The organism is Tannerella serpentiformis (genome assembly GCF_003033925.1).
Lineage (GTDB): Bacteria > Bacteroidota > Bacteroidia > Bacteroidales > Tannerellaceae > Tannerella > Tannerella serpentiformis.
Window position 1 is genome coordinate 2,626,524 of sequence record NZ_CP028365.1, and the last position, 24,560, is coordinate 2,651,083.

Annotated in this window: 18 protein-coding genes; 14 read left to right on the forward strand and 4 right to left on the reverse strand. The window is 58.8% G+C overall.

Going from position 1 to position 24,560, the window contains the following annotated elements; all coding sequences use genetic code 11:
* The first annotated feature begins 116 nt into the window (after positions 1 to 116).
* The 6 genes from C7123_RS11090 (at position 117) to mazG (ending at position 9,799) form a co-directional block, all read left to right on the forward strand.
* Positions 117 to 2,285 carry a tetratricopeptide repeat protein gene (locus C7123_RS11090; RefSeq protein ID WP_069175072.1) on the forward strand — a complete coding sequence of 723 codons (2,169 nt, stop codon included), beginning with the start codon at positions 117 to 119 and terminating at the stop codon, positions 2,283 to 2,285.
* 229 nt (positions 2,286 to 2,514) lie between these two features.
* Positions 2,515 to 3,690, forward strand: a complete 1,176-nt coding sequence (locus tag C7123_RS11095) for a trans-sulfuration enzyme family protein (RefSeq protein ID WP_069175073.1) — start codon at positions 2,515 to 2,517, stop codon at positions 3,688 to 3,690.
* A 64-nt stretch (positions 3,691 to 3,754) separates the two neighbouring features.
* A complete protein-coding gene (locus tag C7123_RS11100; RefSeq protein ID WP_069175074.1) occupies positions 3,755 to 4,939 on the forward strand; it encodes a MalY/PatB family protein in 1,185 nt (394 codons plus the stop codon).
* A gap of 1,121 nt (positions 4,940 to 6,060) precedes the next feature.
* Positions 6,061 to 6,627, forward strand: coding sequence for an alkyl hydroperoxide reductase subunit C (ahpC, locus tag C7123_RS11105; RefSeq protein ID WP_069175075.1), 567 nt, complete (start codon positions 6,061 to 6,063; stop codon positions 6,625 to 6,627).
* A gap of 155 nt (positions 6,628 to 6,782) precedes the next feature.
* Positions 6,783 to 8,897 carry a protein-disulfide reductase DsbD family protein gene (locus C7123_RS11110; RefSeq protein WP_069175076.1) on the forward strand — a complete coding sequence of 705 codons (2,115 nt, stop codon included), beginning with the start codon at positions 6,783 to 6,785 and terminating at the stop codon, positions 8,895 to 8,897.
* Between the two features lie 113 nt (positions 8,898 to 9,010).
* A complete protein-coding gene (mazG, locus tag C7123_RS11115; RefSeq protein ID WP_069175077.1) occupies positions 9,011 to 9,799 on the forward strand; it encodes a nucleoside triphosphate pyrophosphohydrolase in 789 nt (262 codons plus the stop codon).
* A gap of 432 nt (positions 9,800 to 10,231) precedes the next feature.
* Here mazG and lon read toward each other — a convergent pair whose 3' ends face one another.
* Complete coding sequence (gene lon / locus C7123_RS11120; protein ID WP_069175078.1) at positions 10,232 to 12,685, reverse strand: endopeptidase La; 2,454 nt, start codon at positions 12,683 to 12,685, stop codon at positions 10,232 to 10,234.
* 295 nt (positions 12,686 to 12,980) lie between these two features.
* On the opposite strand from lon, the gene C7123_RS11125 reads away from it, so the two are divergent.
* From C7123_RS11125 to C7123_RS11135, 3 genes are read left to right on the forward strand one after another with little or no spacing between them, the layout of a single operon-like run.
* Positions 12,981 to 14,315: a CPBP family intramembrane glutamic endopeptidase gene (locus C7123_RS11125; RefSeq protein ID WP_159049913.1), complete on the forward strand. Its 1,335-nt coding sequence runs from the start codon at positions 12,981 to 12,983 to the stop codon at positions 14,313 to 14,315.
* Entirely contained in the window at positions 14,312 to 15,319 is a 1,008-nt protein-coding gene (locus C7123_RS11130; protein WP_069175082.1) for a hypothetical protein, read from the forward strand. The genes C7123_RS11125 and C7123_RS11130 overlap by 4 nt, the downstream gene beginning before the upstream one ends.
* Positions 15,304 to 15,984 carry an ATP-binding cassette domain-containing protein gene (locus C7123_RS11135; protein WP_069175083.1) on the forward strand — a complete coding sequence of 227 codons (681 nt, stop codon included), beginning with the start codon at positions 15,304 to 15,306 and terminating at the stop codon, positions 15,982 to 15,984. The genes C7123_RS11130 and C7123_RS11135 overlap by 16 nt, the downstream gene beginning before the upstream one ends.
* A gap of 104 nt (positions 15,985 to 16,088) precedes the next feature.
* On the opposite strand, the gene obgE is transcribed toward C7123_RS11135, so the two are convergent.
* From obgE to C7123_RS11150, 3 genes are read right to left on the reverse strand one after another with little or no spacing between them, the layout of a single operon-like run.
* Positions 16,089 to 17,228 (reverse strand): GTPase ObgE, encoded by a 1,140-nt coding sequence (gene obgE, locus C7123_RS11140; protein ID WP_069175084.1) that lies wholly within the window; start codon positions 17,226 to 17,228, stop codon positions 16,089 to 16,091.
* A complete protein-coding gene (locus tag C7123_RS11145) occupies positions 17,229 to 17,807 on the reverse strand; it encodes an adenylate kinase (RefSeq protein WP_037985344.1) in 579 nt (192 codons plus the stop codon). It abuts the gene before it with no gap.
* 13 nt (positions 17,808 to 17,820) lie between these two features.
* A complete protein-coding gene (locus tag C7123_RS11150; RefSeq protein WP_037982758.1) occupies positions 17,821 to 18,363 on the reverse strand; it encodes a phosphoribosyltransferase in 543 nt (180 codons plus the stop codon).
* Positions 18,364 to 18,737: 374 nt separating this feature from the next.
* Between C7123_RS11150 and ligA the strand changes: the two genes are divergently transcribed.
* The 5 genes from ligA (at position 18,738) to C7123_RS11185 (ending at position 24,557) form a co-directional block, all read left to right on the forward strand.
* Positions 18,738 to 20,738 carry an NAD-dependent DNA ligase LigA gene (gene ligA, locus C7123_RS11160; protein ID WP_069175086.1) on the forward strand — a complete coding sequence of 667 codons (2,001 nt, stop codon included), beginning with the start codon at positions 18,738 to 18,740 and terminating at the stop codon, positions 20,736 to 20,738.
* Positions 20,735 to 21,277: a DUF6913 domain-containing protein gene (locus C7123_RS11165; RefSeq protein WP_037982756.1), complete on the forward strand. Its 543-nt coding sequence runs from the start codon at positions 20,735 to 20,737 to the stop codon at positions 21,275 to 21,277. Before ligA ends, C7123_RS11165 begins: the two co-directional genes overlap by 4 nt.
* A 27-nt stretch (positions 21,278 to 21,304) precedes the next feature.
* On the forward strand, positions 21,305 to 22,195 hold the full coding sequence (dapA, locus tag C7123_RS11170; RefSeq protein ID WP_037982755.1) for a 4-hydroxy-tetrahydrodipicolinate synthase: 891 nt from the start codon (positions 21,305 to 21,307) through the stop codon (positions 22,193 to 22,195).
* A gap of 89 nt (positions 22,196 to 22,284) precedes the next feature.
* Entirely contained in the window at positions 22,285 to 22,539 is a 255-nt protein-coding gene (locus C7123_RS11175) for a hypothetical protein (RefSeq protein ID WP_037982754.1), read from the forward strand.
* Between the two features lie 896 nt (positions 22,540 to 23,435).
* On the forward strand, positions 23,436 to 24,557 hold the full coding sequence (locus tag C7123_RS11185) for a universal stress protein (RefSeq protein ID WP_069175088.1): 1,122 nt from the start codon (positions 23,436 to 23,438) through the stop codon (positions 24,555 to 24,557).
* Positions 24,558 to 24,560: the final 3 nt, after the last annotated feature.

The following is a 24,560-nucleotide window of genomic DNA, read 5'->3' on the forward strand; positions in this document are numbered from 1 at the left end:
TCGAGCCATGTCTGGAGGTGAGATGTTTATCCGCCTTTTGGCATGGCATTTGTAAAATCAACTGGCATTTTATTTCACACGAAATACCCCATCACTCCAATATAGACCCCCAACCAATGACTCTCCAAGAGCTTACCAACACCTATAAAAATCTCGTCAGGCGAATCGACAACGGCCAGATGAAAGAGGCTTTCGACCTGCTCACTCATTTCATCACGGTCACCGGCCAACACGCCTTCACCTCCCGAGTCGAGGAGCTACAGAACACGTATAAATATATGTTGCACTACTACGTCGAAGGCTCCAACGACCCGACGCGTCACCGCATCCGTGCCGACATTCGTCGCCGCGCCTATGAGCTGGCCGACGCCGTCCGTCACGCAGCTTTTGGCGACATCTCGCCCGCTACTTATTACTCCGTCCGTCGCTCCGTCCGTTATGCAGGCATTGGCATCACGTCCATCCTGCGGCAGGTGGCGCTTTACGCCGAGGCCGGCGACCGTGAGCACGGCGAGCCCGCGGCCAATCGTCTCTTCGATGCGCTCTGGACAACTGAATTTATCGACGCCGACACCGCGTCTGCTATACGTGAAGCACTGTGCAGTCACTCGTTTCCCACCGACGTGAAGACGCTTCTCGTCTCTGCCCTCCTGCTCGGCTTGCAAGCGTCGTTCGATCGAGAGAAGATGCGCTTACTCTTTGACGCCGCCGCACTCTCTGAGGCCGACACGGTCAACGTCAGTCTGCAAGCGCTCGTGGCCATCTGCCTCACGCTCTACACGTACAGCACGCGCCTCGACCTCTATCCCGAGGTGCAGGAGCGACTCGAGATGCTGGCCGAGATGCCCGACTTCCGCCGCCGACTCTCCTCCGTCATCGTCCGCTTCATCCTCACCCGCGAAACGGAGAAGGTGGCCCATCGACTCAAAGACGAGATCCTGCCCGAGATCATGAAGCTGACCACACAAGGCGGCAAGGGTCCTACGACGGACTTCCTCAAGGAGATTGCCGGCGAGGAGATGAACCCCGAATGGATGGAGCGCATGGTTGGGCGGAGCGACAAGCTGTCAGCCTGGATGCGTGAATATGGCGAGTTGCAAGAGGAGGGTATCGACATGCTTCACACCACCTTCGGACCGCTCAAGCGCTTCCCCTTCTTCCACGAGACGGGCAACTGGTTCCTGCCTTTCACCCCTCGCCACACGGCCCTCCGCGACCACAACGGAGACAGCTTTGCCGACGGCATACTGAGCTTGGCCGCCTTTATGTGCGACTCTGACAAGTATTCCTTCTGCTTCAGCATACTTCACCTGCCCGACGCACAACGGCGCGCACTGGGCGAACAGCTCCGTGGCGACTTCTCCCAACTCCGAGAGCAGGAAGCCGCCGAACTGGGCGATCGCGGGAAGCACGAGGAGCGACTCATCGGCCTCTACATCCGTAACCTCTACCGTTTCTATAAGCTCCATCCCGGCCGTGGCGACTTCGACGACATCTTCGAGCGCGGCCTCGACTTCCACCGCCTCCCCATCCTTCGGCCCTATCTCAGCGACGCCGAGACGCTCCTCCGCATCGCCGAGGTCTACCTCCGCAAGGGATACCCCGACGACGCCCGACCTATCTACGAGGAGTTGCTTCAGCGAGGCGAGGGCGACAGCGAGATGCTCCACCAGAAGCTCGGCTACTGTCTCCAGTCGATCGGCGACGTGGATGGCGCCCTGCGCGAATACCTCCGCGCCGAGCTGATCAATCCCGACAGCAAATGGCTCCTCCGACGTATCGCTGCCTGCTATCGCGCCCTCAAGCAGCCCGCCCGTGCCCTCGAGTTCCTGCTCCGCCACGAGCGGCTGGAGCCTGACAACCTGTCCGTACTGCTCCACATCGGCCACTGCTACCTGGAGCAGAAGATGTACGACGAGGCGCTGAAATACTATTTCAAGGTCGACTACCTCGACCCGACCAACGCCAAGGGAGGGCGCGGTGTGGCTTGGTGCTCATTCGTTCTTGGCAAGTACGATCAGGCGCGCGCCAGCTATCGCAAGCTCATCGCCGAGCAGCCGCAGCCGGAGGACTATCTCAATGCCGGCCATACCGAGTGGGCTTCGGGCCACGTCAAGGAGGCCTACGCCTACTACTTGCAAGCCGCCGCAGGTAAGGACTTCGGCTTCTTCGCCAACCTCTTCGACGCCGATCGATCCGCATTGCTCCGCGCCGGTATAGACCTCGAGGAGATCGCCCTCATGCGCGATGAGATGCAGTTCGTCCTTCCTGAGGAAGAGATGTAACCCGACCATTAAGAGGAAGCTGCGCAGAACCGCCATCCTGCGCTGCCCGCCCGAAGCAGGGGCTGCATGCCTCTTATAGTCGGAGAATAGCCCCCTAAGCAGAAGATTATTCTAAATCGAAGCCGACGATGTCAGTAGATACACTGCATCGCCGGCTTTCTCTCTTCTTTATATCTACTTTTGCGCCGTTTTCAAGAACGAACGCATATACATATACAGTAAACGAAGAATGAAGAAGCAAACCCAAGCTATCCACACCCAATTTCAGCGCCCGGACGCCTACAGCTCCCTGAGCATGCCCGTCTATCACACCGCAGCCTACGAGTTTGGCGACGCCCTCAGCATGACCGATGCCTTCTGTGGTCGTACCGACGACCCGGACTATTCGCGCGTCATGAACCCCACCGTGACCTTCTTCGAGAATAAGGTCCGCGCACTCACCGGCGCCACCGACGTCATCGCGCTCAGCTCCGGCATGGCCGCCATCAGCAACGCCCTCTTGGCTGTCGCCGAGGCTGGACAGAAGATCGTCACCTCGCGCCATCTTTTCGGAAACACCTACTCCCTCATCACCGGCACACTCCGGCGGTTTGGCATCGAGCCCGTGCTCTGCGACCTGACCGACCTCCGCGCCGTGGAGCAGGCCATCGACGACCGCACCTGCGCCCTCTTCCTCGAGATCATCACCAATCCGCAGATGGAGGTGGCCGACCTCCGCGCCCTCTCGCGCATCACCCGTAGCCGTGGCGTGCCTCTCATGGCCGACACCACGCTCATCCCCTTCACCTGCTTCGACGCCCGCGCACTCGGCATTGACGTCGAGATCGTCTCCACCACCAAATACCTCTCCGGCGGCGCCACCTCCATCGGCGGACTCGTGGCTGACTATGGCACCACGCCCGACTTTGGCCGCCGCATGCGCACCGAGATGCTCTTCAACTTCGGCGCCTACATGACGCCTCACGTAGCCTACATGCAGACCATCGGACTCGAGACGCTCGACGCCCGTTATCGCATCCAGGCCGCCAGCGCCCTCCGTCTGGCCGAGCGCCTCCGCGAGCTTCCTGCCGTCCGCGCCGTGAACTACGTCGGTCTGCCCGACAACCCCTACCACGACCTGGCTCGCCAGCAGTTTGGCGACACCGCCGGGGCCATGCTCACCATCGAGCTCGCCGACCGCGACGCCTGCTTCCGCTTCATCGACCGCCTCCAGCTCGTCCGCCGCGCCACGAACCTCTTCGACAATAAATCGCTCGCCATCCACCCGGCCAGCACCATCTTCGGCAACTTCACCGAAGCGCAACGCCGCGACATGGACATCAAGGAGGACCTCATCCGCCTCTCCATCGGCCTCGAAGACCCCGACGACCTTTTCGACGATCTCAAGCAAGCCGTGTCCGACTAACTAATAACTCAACGAGCGGACACTGGGTGATCCGCCCTCACTCGTAACTTATAACTCGTAACAGATGTCCACCTATAATTTCGACAAAGTCATCGACCGCCGTGGTACCGGCGCACTCAAACTCGAAGCCCTCCAACCGCGCTACGGCAACGCCCACCTGCTGCCCCTTTGGGTGGCCGACATGGACTTCGAGAACCCGCACTTCATCACCGACGCCCTCCGCCGGCGCCTCGAGCACTCCCTCTTCGGCTACACCGTCGAGCCGCCCGACTATCGCCCCACCATCATCCGCTGGATCAACGAGCACCACCACTGGGACGTTCGCCCTGAGTGGCTCGCCTACATCCCCGGCATCGTCAAGGGCATCGGTATGGCCATCAACGTCTTCCTCCGACCCGACGAGAAAGTCGTCATCCAGCCGCCCGTCTACCATCCCTTCCGCCTCACCCCCGAGGGCAACGACCGCGAGGTGGTCCACAACCCACTCCTCCCGCTCGAGGATGGTCGTTACGCCATGGACCTCGACGGCCTGGACCGTCTCTTAGACACCGATCCCAAGTGCCGCATGCTCCTGCTCAGTAATCCGCACAACCCCGCCGGCATCGTCTGGAGCCCCGAGACACTCCGCCGCTTGGCCGACATCTGCCACCGCCGCGGCGTCCTCGTCATCTCCGACGAGATCCACGCTGACATGACCCTCTACGGCCACCGCCACACGCCCTTCGCCACCGTCTCCGACGCGGCCGCGGCGTGCAGCATCACCTTCGGCGCCCCCTCGAAGACGTTCAACATCGCCGGCATCGTCAGCTCCTACGCCATCGTGCCGAACGACACCCTCCGCCGCCGCTTCTACCGCTGGCTCTCGGCCAACGAGCTTGACGAGCCGACCCTCTTCGCGCCCATCGCCACCATCGCCGCCTATCGCTACGGCGAACCCTGGCGCCGCGCCATGCTCGGCTACGTGGAGGCCAACATCGACTACCTGATCGACTACTTCGCGCGCCACCTGCCCGCCATCCGCCCGCTGCGTCCCGAAGCCTCGTTCCTCGTTTGGCTCGACTGCCGCGGCCTCAACCTCGATCACGACGCCCTCATCGACCTCTTCGTCCGCCGCGCTCACCTCGCCCTCAACGACGGCCAGATGTTCGGCCCCGGTGGCGAAGGCTACATGCGCATCAACGTCGGCACCCCCCGCGCCATCCTCAGCGAGGCCCTCGAGCGCCTCCGCCACGCCGTAGACGGTCAATGATCTATCGGGCACCCGACAAAATCGGCCGGCGTCCCTGACGCCTTGATTTTCTTTTGCTTCTTTTCTTGCATCAAGGCAAGAAAAGAAGGATACAAACAGGCCTCGGGCTTTCTGTTGCGACAAGAAACAGATCGCTCGAGGCCCTTTTCATATCGAAGCGTACAAGAAACACCTCGCAAAGCTCCCGCCGCCTTTCTCGGCATCTCCGAAACACGTAGCAAACCCCTCTCCGGTGTTTTGTTTGGATTTTCGTGTGTGCACGAAAAATAGATCAGTTATATTCAAGCAATAATGTGCATGCACTGATAATAGTACATACTTATTTCAAGAGGATGTGCGCGAATGATCATCTGAAATATACTTGTACTTATCCATGTGGACGCAGAAAGAGGTGTATAAGATTGTTTTCTCTATTACATCCATACATTTCGATATGAAATAGATGATCTTATGATTTATTGCTTGCACGTATAACGGATAATCGTATAAGCTCTTACCTGTACGCAGGATAAGATGGATCAGATGCGTATATCTTTCATATATACATGTGTGCACGAAAATATGATGGATTAGTTATCCATATTCACGTGTGTGCAGGATTATATATAAGCAGTAATTATGTATCTATGTACATGGAGGGCTTATTCAATAAGGCGTTTATATATCTATGTGCATGCACGAATCTATGTATGACAGATTGATTAGATTCATGTGACAGCACGAAGAACTAAAAATGCTCCCCGACATTCTTTCCTCGATTGATTCTACCCTCCATTTGAAGGCCGAGAAAGGATCTCGGGTGAGAAATAGCTCCGCGGAGAATGAATCGAAGCCCTCTCTCAGGGACAATTCGTCCGTTCGATAGGCGATGAATGCTTCTCCACTCGAAAAAGGCCTCGCAGACGATCGCGTGAGGCCATCTCTTGAAAACAATGGCGTTACCCCAACTTCCGGCATCAGATCTCATCTCTCGATCCCTTTCACCCACTTCTCGAGAGGGCTTTGCGGCTTCGATTTTGCAATCTTGATATTGCAGAATTGAGAAATGCGCTTACATTTGCGTCGGATTTGTAACGGTTACAATTTCCACAAGTAAAACATCATTAAAACAGTCATATTTCATGCTACCTATCATCAATCAGCAAGTACCTGAATTTAAGGTTCAGGCATTCCATAACGGAGAGTTCAAAACAGTGACGAACAAGGACATCGAAGGCAAGTGGGCCGTATTCTTTTTCTATCCCGCCGACTTCTCGTTCGTGTGCCCCACCGAGCTGCTCGACCTGCAGAACAAGTATAACGACTTCAAGGCCGCTGGCGTAGAGGTGTACGCCGTGAGCACAGACTCGCACTTCGTTCACAAGGCATGGCACGACGCATCGGATAGCATCCGTCAGATCACCTACCCGATGCTGGCCGACACGACCGGCGCCCTCTCACGCGCTTTCGGCGTGATGATCGAGGAGTCGGGCATGGCTTACCGCGGCACGTTCGTGGTGAATCCCGAAGGCCAAATCAAAGTGGCCGAGATCCAAGACAACAGCATCGGCCGTAACGCCGAGGAGCTCTTCCGCAAGGTAGAGGCTGCGCAGTTCGTTGCCGGACACGACGGCGAAGTGTGCCCTGCAAACTGGAAGAAGGGCAACAAGACGCTCAAGCCGAGCATCGACTTGGTCGGTAAGATTTAAGGCCGGTCTGGAGTAAAGCGCACACAGCGCTACGCATGGGAATGTGCGCCGGAGGGTAGGAGGGATTTCGATTCCACACCTTTCCGGCGCATTTTTGTGTGAAAACGAAACGTTTAGTTTTGTGCCCCGGAAAAACAAACACATTCATTCATCGCATGGAAAAGATAAAACGAAGTGTCCGCTGGTTCGGACTGTTAATGCTTATCGCAGCATCGGTGCAGGCGCAGATCCTGACGCCGGTGAAGTGGAAAATCAATTTGGAAGACTCCGAGGAGGCTGAGAAGACGTTGACCTTCACGGCTACAATCAATCGGGGGTGGCACATTTATGACATGAATCTGCCCAAGGGCGGGCCGATCTCCACGTCGATCAAATACGAGAAGCTGAAGGGCGCCGAGCTGGTGGGCAAGCCCACGGCCTCGGTGCGTCCGACCGTGACGCGCGACGAGGTGTCGTACCCGGGCCTCGAGTTGCGGTGGTACTCCAATTCGGTGACGTTCACGCAGAAGATCCGCGTGACCGACCCGAAGGCATTTAAGATGGTGGGCGAAGTGGAGTTTATGGCCTGCAACGACGAGTCGTGCCTGCCGCCTGAGACGGAGTCGTTCACCTTCGATCGCAAACACGTGGCGCGCACCAAGCAGGCGGCCGAACCCTCTGCGACGGATGGCAACACGGACGCTGGCTCGGATGTGGACAACGCCGACACGGCTACGGACGATGCCTCATCCGACGCCACGAGCGCGGACAGTTCCGAGGGGAGCGTATCAGGCGGATCGCAGTCGACGACGCCCAAGGGGATGCTGACGGATCGCCCGGAATGGTGGACGCCGGTGATCGACAACCTGAAATCCTTCGGCGACGCGACCGTTTCGGCCGCGGATACGTCGTGGATCTACATCTTCTTGGCTGGCCTTGCGGGCGGACTCATCGCACTACTCACGCCGTGCGTATGGCCGATGATTCCGATGACGGTCAGCTTCTTCCTCAAGCGTAACAAGAGTCGCCGCAAAGCCATTGCCGACGCGCTGATCTACGGTGCCTCGATCATCATCATATACGTCGCGATGGGGCTGCTCATCACGGGTGTGTTCGGGGCGAGCGCGCTGAACGACTTGTCGACGAACGCGGTGTTCAACATCCTCTTCTTCGCGCTGCTGGTGCTGTTTGCCGTGTCGTTTTTCGGGGCGTTTGAGCTGGTGCTGCCGGCGTCGTGGACGAACCGCATGGACAGCAAGGCGGACTCTACGTCGGGCATCCTGAGCATCTTCTTCATGGCCTTCACGCTGGCGCTTGTGTCGTTCTCGTGCACGGGACCGATCATTGGCACATTGCTCGTCGAGGCTGCATCGCAGGGCAAGACGATCGGGCCGGCCGTCGGGATGTTTGGCTTCGCGCTGGCGCTGGCCATTCCCTTTGCGCTGTTTGCCATCTTCCCGAACATGCTGCAAAACATGCCCAAGTCGGGCGGCTGGTTGAACTCGGTGAAGGTGGTGCTAGGCTTCCTGGAGCTGGCGCTGGCGCTGAAGTTCCTCTCCGTGGCCGACCTGGCTTACGGTTGGCGGTTGCTCGACCGTGAGGTGTTCCTCGTGCTGTGGATCGTCATCTTCGCCCTGCTCGGGTTCTACCTCTTGGGCAAGATCCGCTTCAGTCACGACAGCGAGTTGCGCCACGTGTCTGTGCCGCGGCTCTTCATGGCCATCGTCTCGCTCGCCTTTTCCGTCTACATGATCCCCGGCCTCTGGGGCGCGCCGCTGAAGGCTGTCAGCGCCTTTGCTCCACCGCTCTACACGCAGGATTTCAACTTGTATAAGGATGAGGTGCACGCCGTGTTTGAGGATTACGAGGCGGGTATGGCTTACGCCAAACGCGTGAAGAAGCCGGTGCTGATTGACTTCTCGGGCTACGGCTGTGTGAACTGTCGGAAGATGGAGGCGGCCGTCTGGACGGATGCGCGGGTGAAGAAGTTGCTCGAAGAGAAGTATGTCTTGATCACCCTCATGGTGGACGACAAGACGAAGCTGCCCGAAGCGCTCACCATCACGGAGAACGAGAAGGAGCGCCGACTGAAAACGATCGGCGACAAGTGGAGCTACCTGCAACGCTCGAAGTTTGGCGCCAACGCGCAGCCTTTCTACGTGATCCTCGACAACGAGGGTCGGCCGCTCGCCCCGTCGTACGCCTTCGATGAGGATGCCTCGAAGTACGTCCGCTTCCTTGAGGACGGCCTGACGCGGTATAAACAACAAGGCGAAACGAATAACGAATAACGAACAGCTAAAAACAAACAACGAAAAATGGCCGGGTACACGCCACCAACCTCATCAGGTACCCGGTCGTTTTTCGTTTTTAGCTTCTTAGATTTTCAATTGACACACACATCATGCATACGAAAAAAGAAAAGATGGAGGCCTTCGGCCGCCTGCTCGACATCATGGACGACCTGCGGGAGAAATGCCCGTGGGACCGCGAGCAGACGCGCGAAAGCCTTCGCACAAACACCATCGAGGAGACCTTCGAACTGAGCGAGGCCATCCTCAAAGATCACCCCGAGGAGATCAAAAAGGAGCTGGGCGACCTGCTGCTTCACATCGTTTTTTACGCCAAGATCGGCCAGGAGAAAGGCCAGTACGACATCAAGGACGTCTGCGACGCACTCTGCGAGAAGCTGATCTATCGCCATCCGCACGTCTATGGCACGACCGACGTCCAGGGCAGCACGCACCGCGTGGAGCAGAACTGGGAGCAGCTGAAGCTGAAGGAGAAGGACGGCAACCGCACCGTGCTGGACGGTGTGCCGACGTCGCTGCCCGCGCTCATCAAGGCCTACCGCATGCAGGACAAGGCGCGCAACGTGGGCTTCGATTGGGAGCGTCGCGAGCAGGTGTGGGACAAGGTCAGCGAGGAGCTGGGCGAGCTACGCGCCGAGCTGGATCGCGCTGACGCCGATGCCTCCGAGGCGGAGATGGGCGACTTCCTCTTCAGCGTCATCAACGCCGCGCGCCTCTACGGCATCAACCCAGACAATGCGCTGGAGCGCACGAACGCCAAGTTCCGCCGTCGCTTCGACTACCTCGAGGCGCAGACCATCCGCCGCGGCCGCTCGCTCAAGGATATGACGCTGGCCGAGATGGACGCCATCTGGGACGAGGCCAAGCGGCAGGGGATGTAAGTCCCCCGGACGGGTATCAGGAATGCCCCCGCCCCCCCTTAGAGTTTACCGAGTACAGGAAAGGTCGGGGCGCGTATGGCATACCCTTACCCCGTGAAACCAAAAAATCTCCGAGAGAGCACCGATAAATGGCTCTCCCGGAGATTTTTTTGTGTCCGAAGAGGTTTTGGAAATGCCCCGCGGAACTTCCGCAAATGCCAAAACGCTTTTTTTTCGCTTGCGGAACTTCCGCAAATGCCAAAACGTTCTTTTTTCGATTTGCGGAACTTCCGCAAATGCCAAAACGTTTTTTTTCGCTTGCGGAACTTCCGCAAATGCCCAAACATTCTTTTTTCGATTTGCGGAACTTCCGCAAGCCATTAAAAGTGGTTTTTTGATTTGCGGAAGTTCCGCAAGCATTTCCAAAAGTGCGGAGGGGGCTGAAAACCCTGATCAATCCTTCACTTTCTCGTCGAGCAGTGCCGTGTCGATCACTTGCATGATGTCGGCCACGTAGTGGAACGTCAAGCCCTCGACGTAGGTCTGGTTGATTTCCTCTACGTCTTTGCGATTCTCCTCGCAGAGCACGATCTCGCGGATGCCGGCCCGCTTGGCTGCGAGGATCTTCTCCTTGATCCCGCCCACGGGTAGCACCTTGCCGCGGAGCGTGATCTCGCCCGTCATGGCCAGGTTACTCTTCACCTTGCGGCGCGTGAAGGTGGAGACGAGCGACGTCACCATGGTGATTCCCGCGCTCGGGCCGTCTTTCGGGATGGCGCCCTCGGGTACGTGGATGTGCACGTTCCAATTCTCAAACAGCGACTCCTCGATACCGAGCTGTGCGGCGTGGGAGTGGACGTATTCCAGGGCCAAGATGGCCGACTCCTTCATCACGTCGCCCAGGTTGCCCGTGATGGTGAGCTTGGCACTTTTGCCGCGGCTCAAGCTCGACTCCACGAAGAGGATCTCGCCCCCGACGGCTGTCCAGGCCAACCCCGTGACGACGCCCGCGTAACGGTTGTCTTGATACTTGTCGCGGGTGTACTCCACCGGCCCGAGATACTCCCGGAGGTGGTCCACCTTGAGCACCGCCGGCACGGCCTCGTCCGAGGCGATCTTGCGCGCCAGCCGCCGCATGATCTTGGCGATCTTCTTCTCCAACGCCCTGACGCCGCTCTCCCGCGTGTAGGAGTCGATGATGGCGCGCACCGTGTTTCGGTGGAAGCGCACGGTGCCCTTCGTGATGCCGTGTGCCTCCATCTGTTTGGGGATCAGGTGGCGCATGGCGATCTCGATCTTCTCCTCCAGGATGTAGCCGCTGACCTCGATCAGCTCCATGCGGTCGAGTAGGGGCTGCGAGATCGTGTTCAGGTTGTTGGCCGTGGCGATGAAGAGGATCTTGCTCAGGTCGTAATCGATGTCGAGATAGTTGTCGTGGAAGGTGGTGTTCTGCTCCGGGTCGAGCACCTCGAGGAGGGCCGAGGCCGGATCGCCCTTAAAGTCGCTGCCCACCTTGTCCACCTCGTCGAGCACGAAGACGGGGTTCGAGGTGCCCGCCTTTTGCAGGTTTTGCAGGATGCGGCCCATCATGGCGCCGATGTAGGTACGTCGGTGGCCGCGGATCTCGGCCTCGTCGTGCAGGCCGCCCAGCGAGACGCGCACGTATTTGCGTCCCAGCGCTTCGGCCACGGATCGTCCGAGCGACGTCTTGCCGACGCCCGGAGGGCCGTAGAGGCAGAGGATGGGCGAGCGCAGGTCGCGCTTGAGCTTGAGCACAGCCAGATGTTCGATGATGCGCTCCTTGACCTTCTCCATGCCGTAATGATCGCGGTCGAGCACACGTTGGGCGTGCGTGAGGCTGAAGTTATCGCGGCTGTAAGTGCCCCACGGCAGGCCGACGATCGTCTGCACGTATTGCGACTGGATGGAGTAGTCGGGCGACTGTGGGTGGATGCGCTCCAGCTTGGCCAGCTCCTTTTCGAATGTCTCGCCGACCTCCTTGGGCCACTTTTTCTTCTTGGCTTGCGCGCGCAGCTCGCGGATCTCGATGTCGTTCATGTTGCCGCCCAGCTCCTCCTGAATGGCCTTCATCTGCTGCTGCAGGAAGTACTCCTTCTGCTGCTTGTTGATGTCCTCATGCGTCTTCATTTGGATCGACGTCTTGAGTTCAATCAGCTGATATTCGCGGTTGAGGATGAAAAGGAGGCGGTAGGCGCGGTTCTTCACATCGCCGATGGCCAGCAGCTCCTGCTTCTCGTCCGGGTTAGCCACGATGTGGCAGCAGGCGAAGCCGAGCATGTACATCGTGTTCTGCATGTTGCGGATGGAGAAGACCAGCTCGCGGGGCGGATCGCCGGCCGCTTCGATCATCTTTATCGTGAGATCCTTGATGGTAGAGATGAGGGCTTCATACTCGCGGTCGTCCTTGCCCGCGGGCTGATCGTCGAGCAGCGAGATGGCGCCGTTTAGGTAAGGCTCCGTGTCGACCAGGCTGTGCAGGGCCATGCGTTTGCGTCCCTGTAGGATGGCCGTCGTCGATCCGTCGGGCATCTCCAGCACACGCAACACCTCGGCCACGGTGCCGATCGGGTAGAGGTCGTCCAGGCCGGGTTCCTCCACCTCCGCATCTTTTTGGCAGACGACACCGACTAAGATCTTCCGCTGTGAAGCCTCTCGGATCAGGCGCATCGACTTCGGCCGCCCCACGAAGATGGGCATGGCCACGCCGGGGAAGAGCACCATGTTGCGTAGCGGCAGGATGGGGAGCGTCTCGCCCACCTTGTCCATACCTTCCGAGAAATCTTCATCCTTATCGCAATCCATCAGTATGGGCATCACGGCGCCCATTGATTCGTCTATGTCGTGCGTGTCCGACATGTATAACCTCTCTCTTGCTTTCTTACTCATCCTTGTTCTTTTCTTTCCTGTAAAAATGGCTGGCAAAGATAACGCCGCGCCCCGATCACGGCCGGAGCGTCGACCTATTATATAGTTATATGTCATCGCAGCGCGCCCGCGAGGATTACAAAGCCCGTGCCATGATTCATGTCAGCGATAGATCTTTATGGGCAACACGGGTAACCATCTCTCTCGATGATCCCATTTTGCCCTTGCATGGCATGCGAGATGCAAAACCCGGCGAGTTTTGGGGCTTGCATGGCGTGCGAGTAGTAAAACCCGGCGAGTTTGGGGCCTGCACGGCGTGCAAGTAGTAAAACCCGGCAAGTTTCGGGCCTTGCACGGCATGCGAGATGCAAAACCCGGCGAGTTTGGGGCCTTGCACGGCGTGCGAGTAGTAAAACCCGGCGAGTTTCGGGGCTTGCACGGCGTGCGAGTAGTAAAACCCGGCGAGTTTGGGGCCTTGCACGGTGTGCGAGATGCAAAACCCGATGAGTTTGGGGCCTTGCACGGTGTGCGAGATGCAAAACCCGATGAGTTTTGGGCCTTGCACGGCGTGCAAGTAGCAAAACCCGGCGAGTTTGGGGCCTTGCACGGCGTGCGAGTAGTAAAACCCGGCGAGTTTCGGGCTTTACACGGCGTGCAAGTAGTAAAACCCGGTGAGTTTTGGGCCTTGCACGGCGTGCGAGTAGTAAAACCCGGCGAGTTTGGGGCTTTGCACGGCGTGCGAGTAGTAAAACCCGGCGAGTTTTGGGCCTTGCACGGCGTGCGAGTAGTAAAACCCGGCGAGTTTTGGGCCTTGCACGGCGTGCGAGTAGTAAAACCCGGCAAGTTTGGGGCCTTGCACGGCGTGCGAGTCCCCAGCGCAACGTTTGGCGTGGGCGTTGTTCATTTGCGACCACTAAACCCAAACAAAAAAGAGATGAGGAATAATGAACAACTGAATCAGACGGTAGCGCGGAGTGTGTGGCAGGACTTCCTGCTGTTTTTGAAAGACCCGCATGCGGCGGGTGCTACCATTTACCGCTGGGGGACGCTCGGGCTGTTTGCCGTGCTCCAGTTGCTGACCTATCTGTGTGTGTTTTCGAAGGGGTGGATTACCCAAAAACCAATGATCGATGCGTCGAACCTTGTGGCGCTCACCCCGGAGAAGCTGCTGCGGTACATCCTGCTGATCCCCTTAGTTGAGGAGCTGGGCTTTCGAGGCTTCCTGCTTTTCCACAAAAAGAAATACGTGGTGATAGCCGCCCTGCCCATACTCTTTCTTCCCTATTCGCTCGGAGAAAGTTGGTGCGGAGAGCTGCCGTGGTTGCGTTATCCGTTGATGCTACTGGTGGCGCTGTGGCTCGGATCGATGTTGGTAAACAGGAAAGCCCGCGATTGGACGCTGGGCTTGATTGGCCGACATAAGCGTGTGTTGATCTATGCCTCCTCGATCGCCTTTGGTTGCGTACATCTGATGAATCACGACCACTTTGCAGTGATCAACCTGTTGCCGATTGTGCCCAAGGTGGTCTCCGGACTGTTCAGAGCCTATGTGACGGTGAGGAGCAATAGCATCGTACCGTCGTGGCTGTTTCATGCGGCGAATAATTCGGTGGCGTCGTTGATACTCTACGTGTGTAGCCTCAGCCTGTGAAACGTGCTCTTACGGCTTACCGCCTCTACCTCGGGCTGCGACTGCGATCCTTGGCGCGGCTGTTCGGTGCGCTGCCTGTGGTGGCCAAGGTGCTGTTTGCGGCCATTGCCGTAGCCGTCGGTTACGGATTGCATCGGGCGGAGCTGCCTCATGAGGCGTCGGCTGCGGGATGGGCGGTAGGCGTGTTTGTAGCCGTTGGCACGGGCGTGTGTCGCATGGGGCGCACGGAGCTGGCGCTGCTTGACGAGCTGGGCATACGTCCCGCGTTTGTCTTCGTCGGTCGCTGCCTATTGCTGTCCGTGCCCTTCTTCCTGCTCGATGCGTGGGCGGGGCTGTTGGCTGCGACGGTGGGCACGGCGGTCACGACGATGCTGTCGTGCTATCGTCTGCGCGACCTTTCCGCGAACGGAGGGGCGATCCTTCAGCGACTGCGTTTCGGTGGGCCACTTGCCGCGGCCTACGTGTGGATCGCAGGCTATCGGTCGGGGGCGCTGTGGGCCGGCCTGATCGGGGGTGCGCTGCTGCTCCTTGCTCTCGCGAATGGCAATGCAGACATGGCCGGCGTGTCCATAGGCGTGATGGTTTGCGCACCCGCCTTGACGGTCTATTACAGGCACCCGGATCCGTCGCCCTTCCTGCGCGTCTACCGAAGCGCCGCGTACCTCGTGCGTCGCAAGGCCACAGAGGGTGCGCTCTGCACGCTCATTCCGATCGGCTGGAGTCTGCCGCTGTCAGTCGCAGCCTTCCCCGATCGCGCGGGATGGTTGGCCGGCGTTGCGGGCCTGTCGGTCTATGTGGCGATGGTGCTTCTTTACGCCGCCTATGCCTTTTATCCTCACCTGCTCACGTCTATTGTAGTGGCGGGCGTGTTGATCGTGGGGTCGGCCGTGTGGCTGTCGGTTGTGCCTGTCGGCGTGGCCGTCGCCTCGTTGGCGGTCATTCTCGTGGGGCTGCACGGATTGTCCATCTATAATATGAAGCATTTCTTATGTCCTACCACTTAAACATCATCCGGCAGGAATACGGCCGACGGACCTTACTCCACGACCTCCGACAAGACTATGCCGCGGGCCGCATCCACGGCTTCTTGGGCGAGAATGGCGCGGGCAAGACGACGCTCTTTCGGTGCATGGCCGGCCGATTGCCCTTCGAGGGCGAGCCGATGTTTTCGCCCGAGACGCGTGTCGGGTTCCTGCCTGCCGAGCTGTACATGTATCCGATGATCACTGGGCGGGAGTTTCTGCGATTCTACGTCACGGCTCGCGGCCTGCCCTATGACGCCGCTCGGCTCGAGCGACTCAATGCGGCCTTCGAGCTGCCGCTTGATGAGTACGCCGAAGTCTACTCCACGGGGATGCTGAAAAAGCTCTATCTGATGGGGCTGCTTTTGCAGGACAACGCCGTGCTGCTGCTTGACGAGCCATTCAACGGTCTCGACTTCCGCTCCTCGGCCTTCGTCACGGCCCTACTCACGGAGTATCGGCGGCGGGGGCAGACCGTCTTCGTGGCCTCGCACGATCTGGATCACCTGCTGAGTTACGCCGACACGCTCTCTTGGCTTCGCTGCGGCACGATGACGTACTATCCTGATCGCACCGCGTTTGAGGACGTACGGCAGGCTATCCGCCGTGAGGCCGCAGAGCGAGTGCGAGGCGCCGACCTGCTGTGAATGGTCGCCGATCAATAGAAAGAATGCCGGGTACACGATGGGAACTCTCTCCCACATGTACCCGGCATTCTTCGCTTGCGGTATATGTTACGGTTGGCCGCGGCTTATTCTTCTTCCCAATCGAACTCGAGATCGGCGTCAGCGTCGTCGGCGTCTTCCTCTTCGGGAGGGATGTCCCACGCTTCGTCGTCGTCGGCCATGAGGCTCATATCCATGTCGCGGTGGACGATGGCGTCGGCGTCGTGGAAGGTCTCGCGGTTCAGCTCTTGCCAGAGCAGGTCCTTCAGCTCGGTGATGCCCTGCCCCGTGACGGACGAGATGAAGCGACAGGGTAGGTCGTCCGGCAAGTCGGCCGACAGCGCCTCGGTCAGCTCCTCGTCGAGGAGGTCGCTCTTGGTGATGGCCAGTATGCGACTCTTGCCCATCAGCTCCGGGTTGTAGCGCTCCAGCTCTCGCAGCAAGATCTCGTACTCCTTACGGATGTCATCTGCATCGGCGGGCACCATGAACAGCAGCAAAGCGTTGCGTTCAATGTGGCGGAGGAAGCGCAGCCCGAGTCCGCGGCCGTCGCTGGCGCCCTCGATAATCCCCGGGATGTCGGCCATGACGAACGAGCGATTGTCACGCCAGCTGACGATGCCCAGGTTAGGCTCCAGCGTGGTAAAGGGATAGTCGGCGATCTTCGGCTTGGCGGCTGAGACGACCGACAGCAACGTCGATTTGCCTGCATTGGGGAAGCCCACCAGCCCGACGTCGGCCAAGAGTTTGAGTTGCAGCACCACCTTACGCTCCTGAGCCGGCTCGCCCGGCTGAGCGTAGCGCGGCGCCTGATTCGTGGCTGTCTTGAAATGGGTGTTGCCAGCGCCGCCGCGTCCGCCTTTGAGCAGCATCACCTGCTGCCCGTCCTCGGTGACGTCGCAGAGGTATTCGCCCGTGTCGGCGTCGAAGGCCACCGTGCCGCAGGGCACCTCGATGATGCGATCCTCGCCGTCGCGCCCGGTGCTGCGTTTGGCGCCGCCGCTGCGGCCGGAGGTGGCCACCACGTGACGCTCGAACTTGAGGTGCAGCAGCGTCCAATAGTTCCGATTGCCGCGCAGATAGACGTGTCCGCCCCGTCCGCCATCGCCGCCGTCGGGCCCTCCGCGCGGGATGTACTTCTCGCGGCGGAAGTGGGCCGACCCGGCGCCGCCCTTGCCCGAGCGGCAATAGATCTTGACGTAGTCAACGAAATTCGATTCAGCCATTTATCTGTCTTTGACGCGGTCGATGGCCTCAGCAATGCGTTCGAAAATCTCCTCGATTCGTCCGATGCCCTTGATGGCGACGTGCTTCCCTTCGCCGATGTAATACGTAGCCAGGGGGGCCGTCTGGGTGTGATAGACGTCGAGTCGGGCCTTGATGGTCTCCGGATTGTCGTCTGATCGGCCGGAGATCTTGCCGCGCTCGATGAGTCGGTCTACCAGCTCGTCGTCCTCCACCTGCAGGTCGAGCAGGATGTGGATGTCTGTGCCGCGTTCGTTGAGCATCGTCTTGAGCGCCTCGGCCTGCTTCAGGGTGCGGGGGAAGCCGTCGAAGATGACGCCCTTCGATCCGTGCTTGCCATCGAGGAAGTCAGCGATGAGACGGACGATCAGATCGTCGGGTACGAGTTGCCCGCGGTCGATGTATTCCTTAGCCGTTCGTCCCAGCTCGCTGCCCTGGCTGATGGCTTGGCGCAGCATGTCGCCGGTAGAGATATAGTCGAAGCCGTAACGCTCGACGATCATTTTGCTTTGTGTCCCTTTGCCTGAGCCGGGTGCACCGAATATTACGATATTGAACATAGTGCTATAGAGATTAGAGTTCTACGATTTTATAGATGTCACGCGCCATGCGTCCGCGCCCGTCGTAATCGAGCCCGAAGCCGACGATGAAGTCGTTGTCGATCTCCATACCCACGTAATCCGGGCGGAGGTCGCACTGCAGCGATCCGGGTTTAAGCAGCATGGTGGCCAGGCGTACGTCGCGGACACCCTCTTGGCGCAGTCGCTGGGTGACGTATTGCATGGTCAAGCCCGTGTCGATGATGTCCTCCAGGAGGACAATCGGGCGCTCGGTGTCTTTGTTGCGTATGGGCAGCAGTTCGCGGACGATGCCGTCGGACTTGGTGCCGTGATACGACGAATAGGCGGCAAACGTCAGCTCAGACTGGGGCGAGAGTCGGCTCACCAATTCAGATACAAACATGAATGCGCCGTTGAGGATGCCCACATAGAGCGGGTCTCGACCCTCCATATCGCGGCGTATTTCTCCGGCCATACGATCAATGGCCGCCACAATTTCCCTCTCCGGGATATAAAGCTCGAAGGCTTTGTCTTTTAGCCGTAACTGTTTATTCATCACGTTATCCAGTTGTTAAGGCGGGCAAATATAGACGATAATTCGAGGGGCTTTTTGGATAGATAAGGCGTGAGTGCGACATGGAAGGCCTCTGTCGAGGCTGGGGGAAAGTGGAGCTTGACCAAACAGGCGCCTGTTTGGCATTACACAAAATGCAGGGCCCTAAACAGCTGCCTGTTTACTCTCGCGCAGACTGGAGTGCCCCAAACAGGCGCCTGTTTGCCTTCCCTAAGTTGTTGCGCTTTGAGGATGGCATTATGGTGGCGCAAAAGGCACTCTCGGGGGAGCAGAGAGGGATTGCTGCGGGGCAGAGGCCCGATAAAGATTTCGGCCGGCTGTTTACTTTTGCGTCCGACAAAGGTTTTTTAGAGTAAATGAACGACATAAAAAACAGGATCGAGAGGCTGCGGGAGGCGCTGGATGAGCATAACCATGCCTACTACGTGCTTTCCGCGCCCATTATCTCCGATCATACGTATGACGAGATGATGCGCGAGCTGCAACAGCTTGAGGCTGCGCACCCGGAGCTGGCCGACCCCAATTCGCCTACGCAGCGCGTCGGCAGCGACCTCACGGAGGGCTTCACGCAGGTGGAGCACCGATACCCGATGCTTTCGCTGGGCAATACGTATTCCGAAGACGAGGTGCGGGAGTTTTACGACCGCGTCGCCCGCACGCTCGGCGAGCCCTTCGAGGTGGTGGCCGAGCTGAAGTATGACGGTACATCGATCTCGCTCATTTACGAACGCGGGCGGCTCGTGACGGCCGTGACACGCGGCGATGGCGTGCGTGGCGACGACGTGACGGCCAATGTGCGCACCATCCGCTCCATTCCCCTCCGACTGCGTGGCGAGGGGTGGCCCGAAAGGCTCGAAATGCGTGGTGAGGTGCTCCTGCCGTGGGCCGAGTTTGAGCGCCTCAATCGAGAGCGTGAGGCGCAGGAGGAGCCCCTCTTTGCCAATCCGCGTAACGCCGCCTCGGGCACACTGAAGCTCCAGAACCCGCGCATTGTGGCTTTGCGACGCCTCGATGCGTACCTATATTATATGTTGGGCGACAACCTACCCACGGACAATCATTACGACAATTTGCAAGCGGCACGCCGGTGGGGATTCAAAACGTCCGACGCCATGCGTGTCTGCCACACGCCGGAGGAAATTATGGCTTACATCGCGCATTGGGACACCGAGCGCCACCGCCTGCCCGTGGCTACGGACGGCATTGTGCTCAAGGTAAATGCCCTTCGGCAGCAGCGTGCGCTCGGGGCCACGGCGAAGAGTCCGCGGTGGGCCATCGCATATAAGTTCCAGGCCGAGCGGGCGGAGACGCGCCTCGTTTCGGTCGACTATCAGGTGGGCCGTACGGGCGTGGTGACGCCGGTGGCCAATCTCGAGCCGGTGCTGCTGGCCGGGACCACCGTCCGCCGTGCCTCGCTACATAACGCTGACATCATGGAGGGGCTTGACCTGCATCTCGGTTGCCGCGTGTATGTGGAGAAGGGTGGCGAGATCATTCCGAAGATCGTCGGGGTGGATCGGTCGGAGTCAATGGATGGCGCACCGGTCGCGTTCATCAGCCAGTGTCCGGAGTGCGGTACACCGTTGGTGCGCGTGGAGGGTGAGGCGGCGCATTACTGCCCGAACGAGTGGGGATGCCCGCCGCAGGTGAAGGGGCGGATCGTGCACTTTGTCAGCCGTCGGGCCATGAACATCAACATCGGCCCCGAGACGGTCGAGGCACTTTATGACGCCGGCCTCGTACGCGACGCCTCGGATCTGTACGACGTGACTCCGGCCGACCTGATGCGCCTCGAGCGCTTCGCCGAGAAGAGCGCGAAGAACTATCGTGACAGTCTGGAGCTCTCGAAGCAAGTGCCTTACGCCCGAGTGCTTTTTGCCCTTGGGATACGCGGCGTGGGGGAGAACATCGCGGCCAAGTTGGCCTACGCGCATCCCTCGATCGACGCGTTGGCGCAGGCCACGGTCGAGGTGCTGATGCAGACGGACGAGATCGGCGAGAAGATCGCCCGCAGTGTGGTGGACTTCTTTGCCGAGGCGCGCAATCAGACTATGGTCAGTCGGCTCAAGGCGCATGGCCTACAAATGGCGGTGGCTGAGAGCGACGACGACGGCGTCCGATCGGACAAGCTGAAGGGACTCACGTTCGTGATCAGTGGCACCTTCGCCCTCCATTCGCGCGATGAGTACAAGCAGCTGATCGAGCGTCACGGCGGGCGGAACGCATCGTCCATCTCCGGCAAGACGGACTATCTGCTGGCAGGCGAAAATATGGGCCCGGCCAAACTGGCTAAGGCCGAAAAATTAGGGGTGAAACTCCTCAACGAAGACGAATTCTTAAAACTGATAGGGGTATGATTCTTACAACACACTTTTTGAACAAGAAAATAAGGTCGCTGGCCAAGAACGCCACGACACGCGAGCACTGCTATCGCTCGATGGACGATATCCGCTACGTCCTCATCATGTGTGAGGCTCGCGACTGGAAAGCCATCGAGCCGTGCATTGATACATTGAAGAAAAAGGGCAAGACGGTGCACGTCTGCGTTTACACCCGCAAGGACGAGGACACCCCGATCTGGGATTACGCCTTCCTGCCCGTCGAGGAGGGGAAGGACGTGGACATGTGGGGCTTCCCGGACAAGAACATGCGTACGCAGCTCAACAACCTCACGGTCGACTTGCTGCTCGACCTGACGAGCGAGGAGGTGCCCGTCATGCGCTACCTGATGCTCCAACACCCGTCGGCCTTTAAGGTCGGGGCCAAGCGCGAGCAGGGGATGGATCTCTTCGACCTCTCCATCGTTATGAAAGACGATGTGCACGACATTCCCTTCCTCTTCCGCCACATTATGACCTACCTCGAGGCCATTCGATCGGCAAAATCGGCCGGATGAACTAAGGACTGAAAGACCGTAGAAGGCATGGCTCTGATTGATTTGAAAGGCATGGGGATCGCACTGGTGACACCGTTCAAGGCGGACGGCAGTGTGGATTATGAGGCGCTCGTGAAGCTGGTGGAATATCAGGTGCAGAACGGCACGGACTATCTCGTCGTGCTCGGCACCACGGCCGAGACGCCCACCCTGACTGAGACGGAAAAGGCGGAGATCAAGCGGCTGGTCGTGACGCAAGTGCGCCGACGCGTGCCCGTCGTCCTTGGCGTGGGTGGCAACTGCACACGCGCCGTTGTCGATACGCTCCGACAGGCCGACTTACAGGACGTGGACGCCATCCTCTCCGTCGTTCCCTACTACAACAAACCCTCGCAGGAGGGCATCTTCCGCCACTACGAAGCCATCGCCGAAGCCACCACGCGCCCCGTGATCCTCTATAACGTCCCCGGACGTACGGGCACGAACATGACCGCCGAGACGACCCTACGCCTGGCCCGCACCTTTCGCAACATCGTCGCCGTCAAGGAGGCCTCGGGGAACATCAAACAGATGAACGACATCATCAAAAACAAGCCGGCCGACTTCCAAGTCATTTCCGGTGACGACGGCATCACCTATCCTCTTATTGCACTTGGTGCCGTGGGCGTCATCTCCGTCATCGGCAACGCCTTCCCTCGCGAATTTAGTCGCATGGTGCGTCTGGCTCTCGAAGGCGATTATGACAATGCGCGCGTCATTCATTCGCGTTTCATGGAGCTCTTCGACCTGCTTTTCGTCGACGGTAACCCTGCCGGTGTCAAGAGTATGCTCAACATGATGGGCTTCATTGAGAATCGCTTACGACTGCCCCTCGTACCTACGCGACTGACCACTTACGAGAAGATTCGAGAGATCCTGAACCGACTGCAAGACAAATAGCCGTCGGGGATTTGCCCAGAACCATTATAGCCCCTATTTTCGGGCCGTTATTTCATTCAAGTATTGATTAATAAAAACAGAAACGAACCATGACAAGGACAATCACATTCAATGAGCTCCGGTCAATCAAGGACCGTCTGCCTGATGGTACCATTCATCGCATCGCTGAAGATCTCGGCGTGACGGTTGAGACTGTACGTAACTACTTCGGTGGTGAGAATTACAAAGACGGCAAGAGCTGCGGCCTGCACATCGAGCCGGGTCCTGATGGCGGCATCGTCATGATCGACGACACAGCCATTCTCGATCGCGCGCTGGACATCCTCGGGATGCAGAAAGTGTAGATCGCCGTACGATCCTGAGATGCTCACATACCCAAAGTGAGATCGGAATGACGACACGAAGATCCCGGGCAGCAATGCAAGTCAGCACGATGTCCGGGATCTTTTTTACCCCTCGCCCATCCCCCTTCCGAGCCTCGGAAATGGGTCCCACCTTCGGGAGAGGTCACTTCCGAGCCTCGGAAATGGGTCTAACCTTCGGGAGAGGTCATTTCCGAGCCTCGGAAATGGGTCCAACCTTCGGGAGAGGTCACTTCTGAGCCTCGGAAATGGGTCCAACCCTCGGGAGAGGTCACTTCCGAGCCTCGGAAATGGGCCCAACCTTCGGGAGAGGTCACTCCCGAGCCTCGGAAATGGGTCCAACCCTCGGGAGAGGTCACTTCCGAGCCTCGGAAATGGATCCAACCTTCGGGAGAGGCCATTTCCCGAGTCAGGAAATGGGTCCAACCTTCGGGAGAGGTCATTTCCCGAGTCAGGAAATGGGCCCAACCCTCGGGAGAGGCCATTTCCCGAGTCAGGAAATGGGTCCAACCTTCGGGAGAGGCCACTTCCCGAGTCAGGAAATGACGCCAACCTTCGGGAGAGGTCATTTCCCGAGTCAGGAAATGGGTCTAACCTTCGGGAGAGGTCATTTCCCGAGTCAGGAAATGGGTCTAACCTTCGGGAGAGGCCATTTCCCGAGTCAGGAAATGGGTCTAACCTTCGGGAGAGGCCATTTCCCGAGTCAGGAAATGGGTCTAACCTTCGGGAGAGGTCATTTCCCGAGTCAGGAAATGGGTCTAACCTTCGGGAGAGGTCATTTCCCGAGTCAGGAAAGGGCGCCAACGATCGAATGACTACCCCGCCCCAATCACTCACATTACTCTACGCATCAATCATTCAAAAGGAGGACCATAGACATGGAAAAGCAATTAGTCACCCTGGCCATTCATACGTATGAAAAGGCTCAAATCCTCAAGACGCTGCTCGAGGCCGAAGGCATCGAGGCGTACATCCACAACGTGAATCAGATCCAGCCCGTCATCTCGGCCGGTGTGCGTGTGCGGATCAACGAGAAAGACCTGCCGCACGCCCTACGCATCATCGAGGACACGCAGTGTCTGAGCGAGGCGACCGACGAGCAGGGCGCCGACGAGAACGCTCCCAAGAAGGTGCTTATCCCCATCGACTTCTCGGACTACTCCATCAAGGCCTGCGAGACGGGCATCCGCCACGCCGCCCGCATTGACGCCGAAGTCATGCTCCTGCACGCCTACTTCAGCGCCTACATCCCCTCGGCGCTACCCTTCGCCACGCGTGATCCGATCGTGACCGGAACGGCCGGCAACGAGTCCATCCAAGCCGTCTATAAGCGCGTCCAGACCGACATCGAAAACATGTGCACGCTGATCAATCGCAAGATGGAAAGCGGCGAGTGGCCCCGGGTGAAGTACAACTACATCCTCAAGGAAGGCGTGCCTGAGGAGGAGATCCTGGAGTACGCCAAGGAGTATCGCCCGACGCTCATGGTGATGGGCACGCGCGGCAAGAACCAGAAGAATATCGACCTGATCGGTAGCGTCACGGGCGAAGTGATCGAGCAGACCCAGACGCCGCTCTTGGCCATCCCGGAGCATGTCCCTTACAGCGACCTGGGCGAGTGTCGCCGCGTAGCCTTCGCCACGTCGTTCAACAAGCGCGACATCGAAGCCTTTGGGCGCTTTGTCACCATTTTCAAGGAATACCCCGTGCAGATCGAGCTGTTCAACATCTCCACCAGCCACAACGAGTGGAACGAGATCCGTCTGGCCGGCATGGACGAGTACCTCACCAAGCAACATCCGGGCCTCAATATCGAGCACACCGTGTTGCACGACGGCGATCTGCTCGACTCCATCCAGACGTTCGTCGAGGAGAAGCGCATCGACATGATCGCCTTCAGCACCTACCGTCGCAGCATGATCACACGCATCTTTAACCCCAGCATAGCCCGTAAGATGATCTTCCACGGCAACACCCCCCTGCTGGTGATTCCTATTTGATAA

Coding starts and splice junctions, on each gene's coding strand:
- C7123_RS11090 (WP_069175072.1), top strand. CDS start 117: ATGACTCTCCAAGAGCTTACCAACACCTATAAAAATCTCGTCAGGCGA.
- C7123_RS11095 (WP_069175073.1), top strand. CDS start 2,515: ATGAAGAAGCAAACCCAAGCTATCCACACCCAATTTCAGCGCCCGGAC.
- C7123_RS11100 (WP_069175074.1), top strand. CDS start 3,755: ATGTCCACCTATAATTTCGACAAAGTCATCGACCGCCGTGGTACCGGC.
- ahpC (WP_069175075.1), top strand. CDS start 6,061: ATGCTACCTATCATCAATCAGCAAGTACCTGAATTTAAGGTTCAGGCA.
- C7123_RS11110 (WP_069175076.1), top strand. CDS start 6,783: ATGGAAAAGATAAAACGAAGTGTCCGCTGGTTCGGACTGTTAATGCTT.
- mazG (WP_069175077.1), top strand. CDS start 9,011: ATGCATACGAAAAAAGAAAAGATGGAGGCCTTCGGCCGCCTGCTCGAC.
- lon (WP_069175078.1), bottom strand. CDS start 12,685: ATGAGTAAGAAAGCAAGAGAGAGGTTATACATGTCGGACACGCACGAC.
- C7123_RS11135 (WP_069175083.1), top strand. CDS start 15,304: ATGTCCTACCACTTAAACATCATCCGGCAGGAATACGGCCGACGGACC.
- obgE (WP_069175084.1), bottom strand. CDS start 17,228: ATGGCTGAATCGAATTTCGTTGACTACGTCAAGATCTATTGCCGCTCG.
- C7123_RS11145 (WP_037985344.1), bottom strand. CDS start 17,807: ATGTTCAATATCGTAATATTCGGTGCACCCGGCTCAGGCAAAGGGACA.
- C7123_RS11150 (WP_037982758.1), bottom strand. CDS start 18,363: ATGAATAAACAGTTACGGCTAAAAGACAAAGCCTTCGAGCTTTATATC.
- ligA (WP_069175086.1), top strand. CDS start 18,738: ATGAACGACATAAAAAACAGGATCGAGAGGCTGCGGGAGGCGCTGGAT.
- C7123_RS11165 (WP_037982756.1), top strand. CDS start 20,735: ATGATTCTTACAACACACTTTTTGAACAAGAAAATAAGGTCGCTGGCC.
- dapA (WP_037982755.1), top strand. CDS start 21,305: ATGGCTCTGATTGATTTGAAAGGCATGGGGATCGCACTGGTGACACCG.
- C7123_RS11175 (WP_037982754.1), top strand. CDS start 22,285: ATGACAAGGACAATCACATTCAATGAGCTCCGGTCAATCAAGGACCGT.
- C7123_RS11185 (WP_069175088.1), top strand. CDS start 23,436: ATGGAAAAGCAATTAGTCACCCTGGCCATTCATACGTATGAAAAGGCT.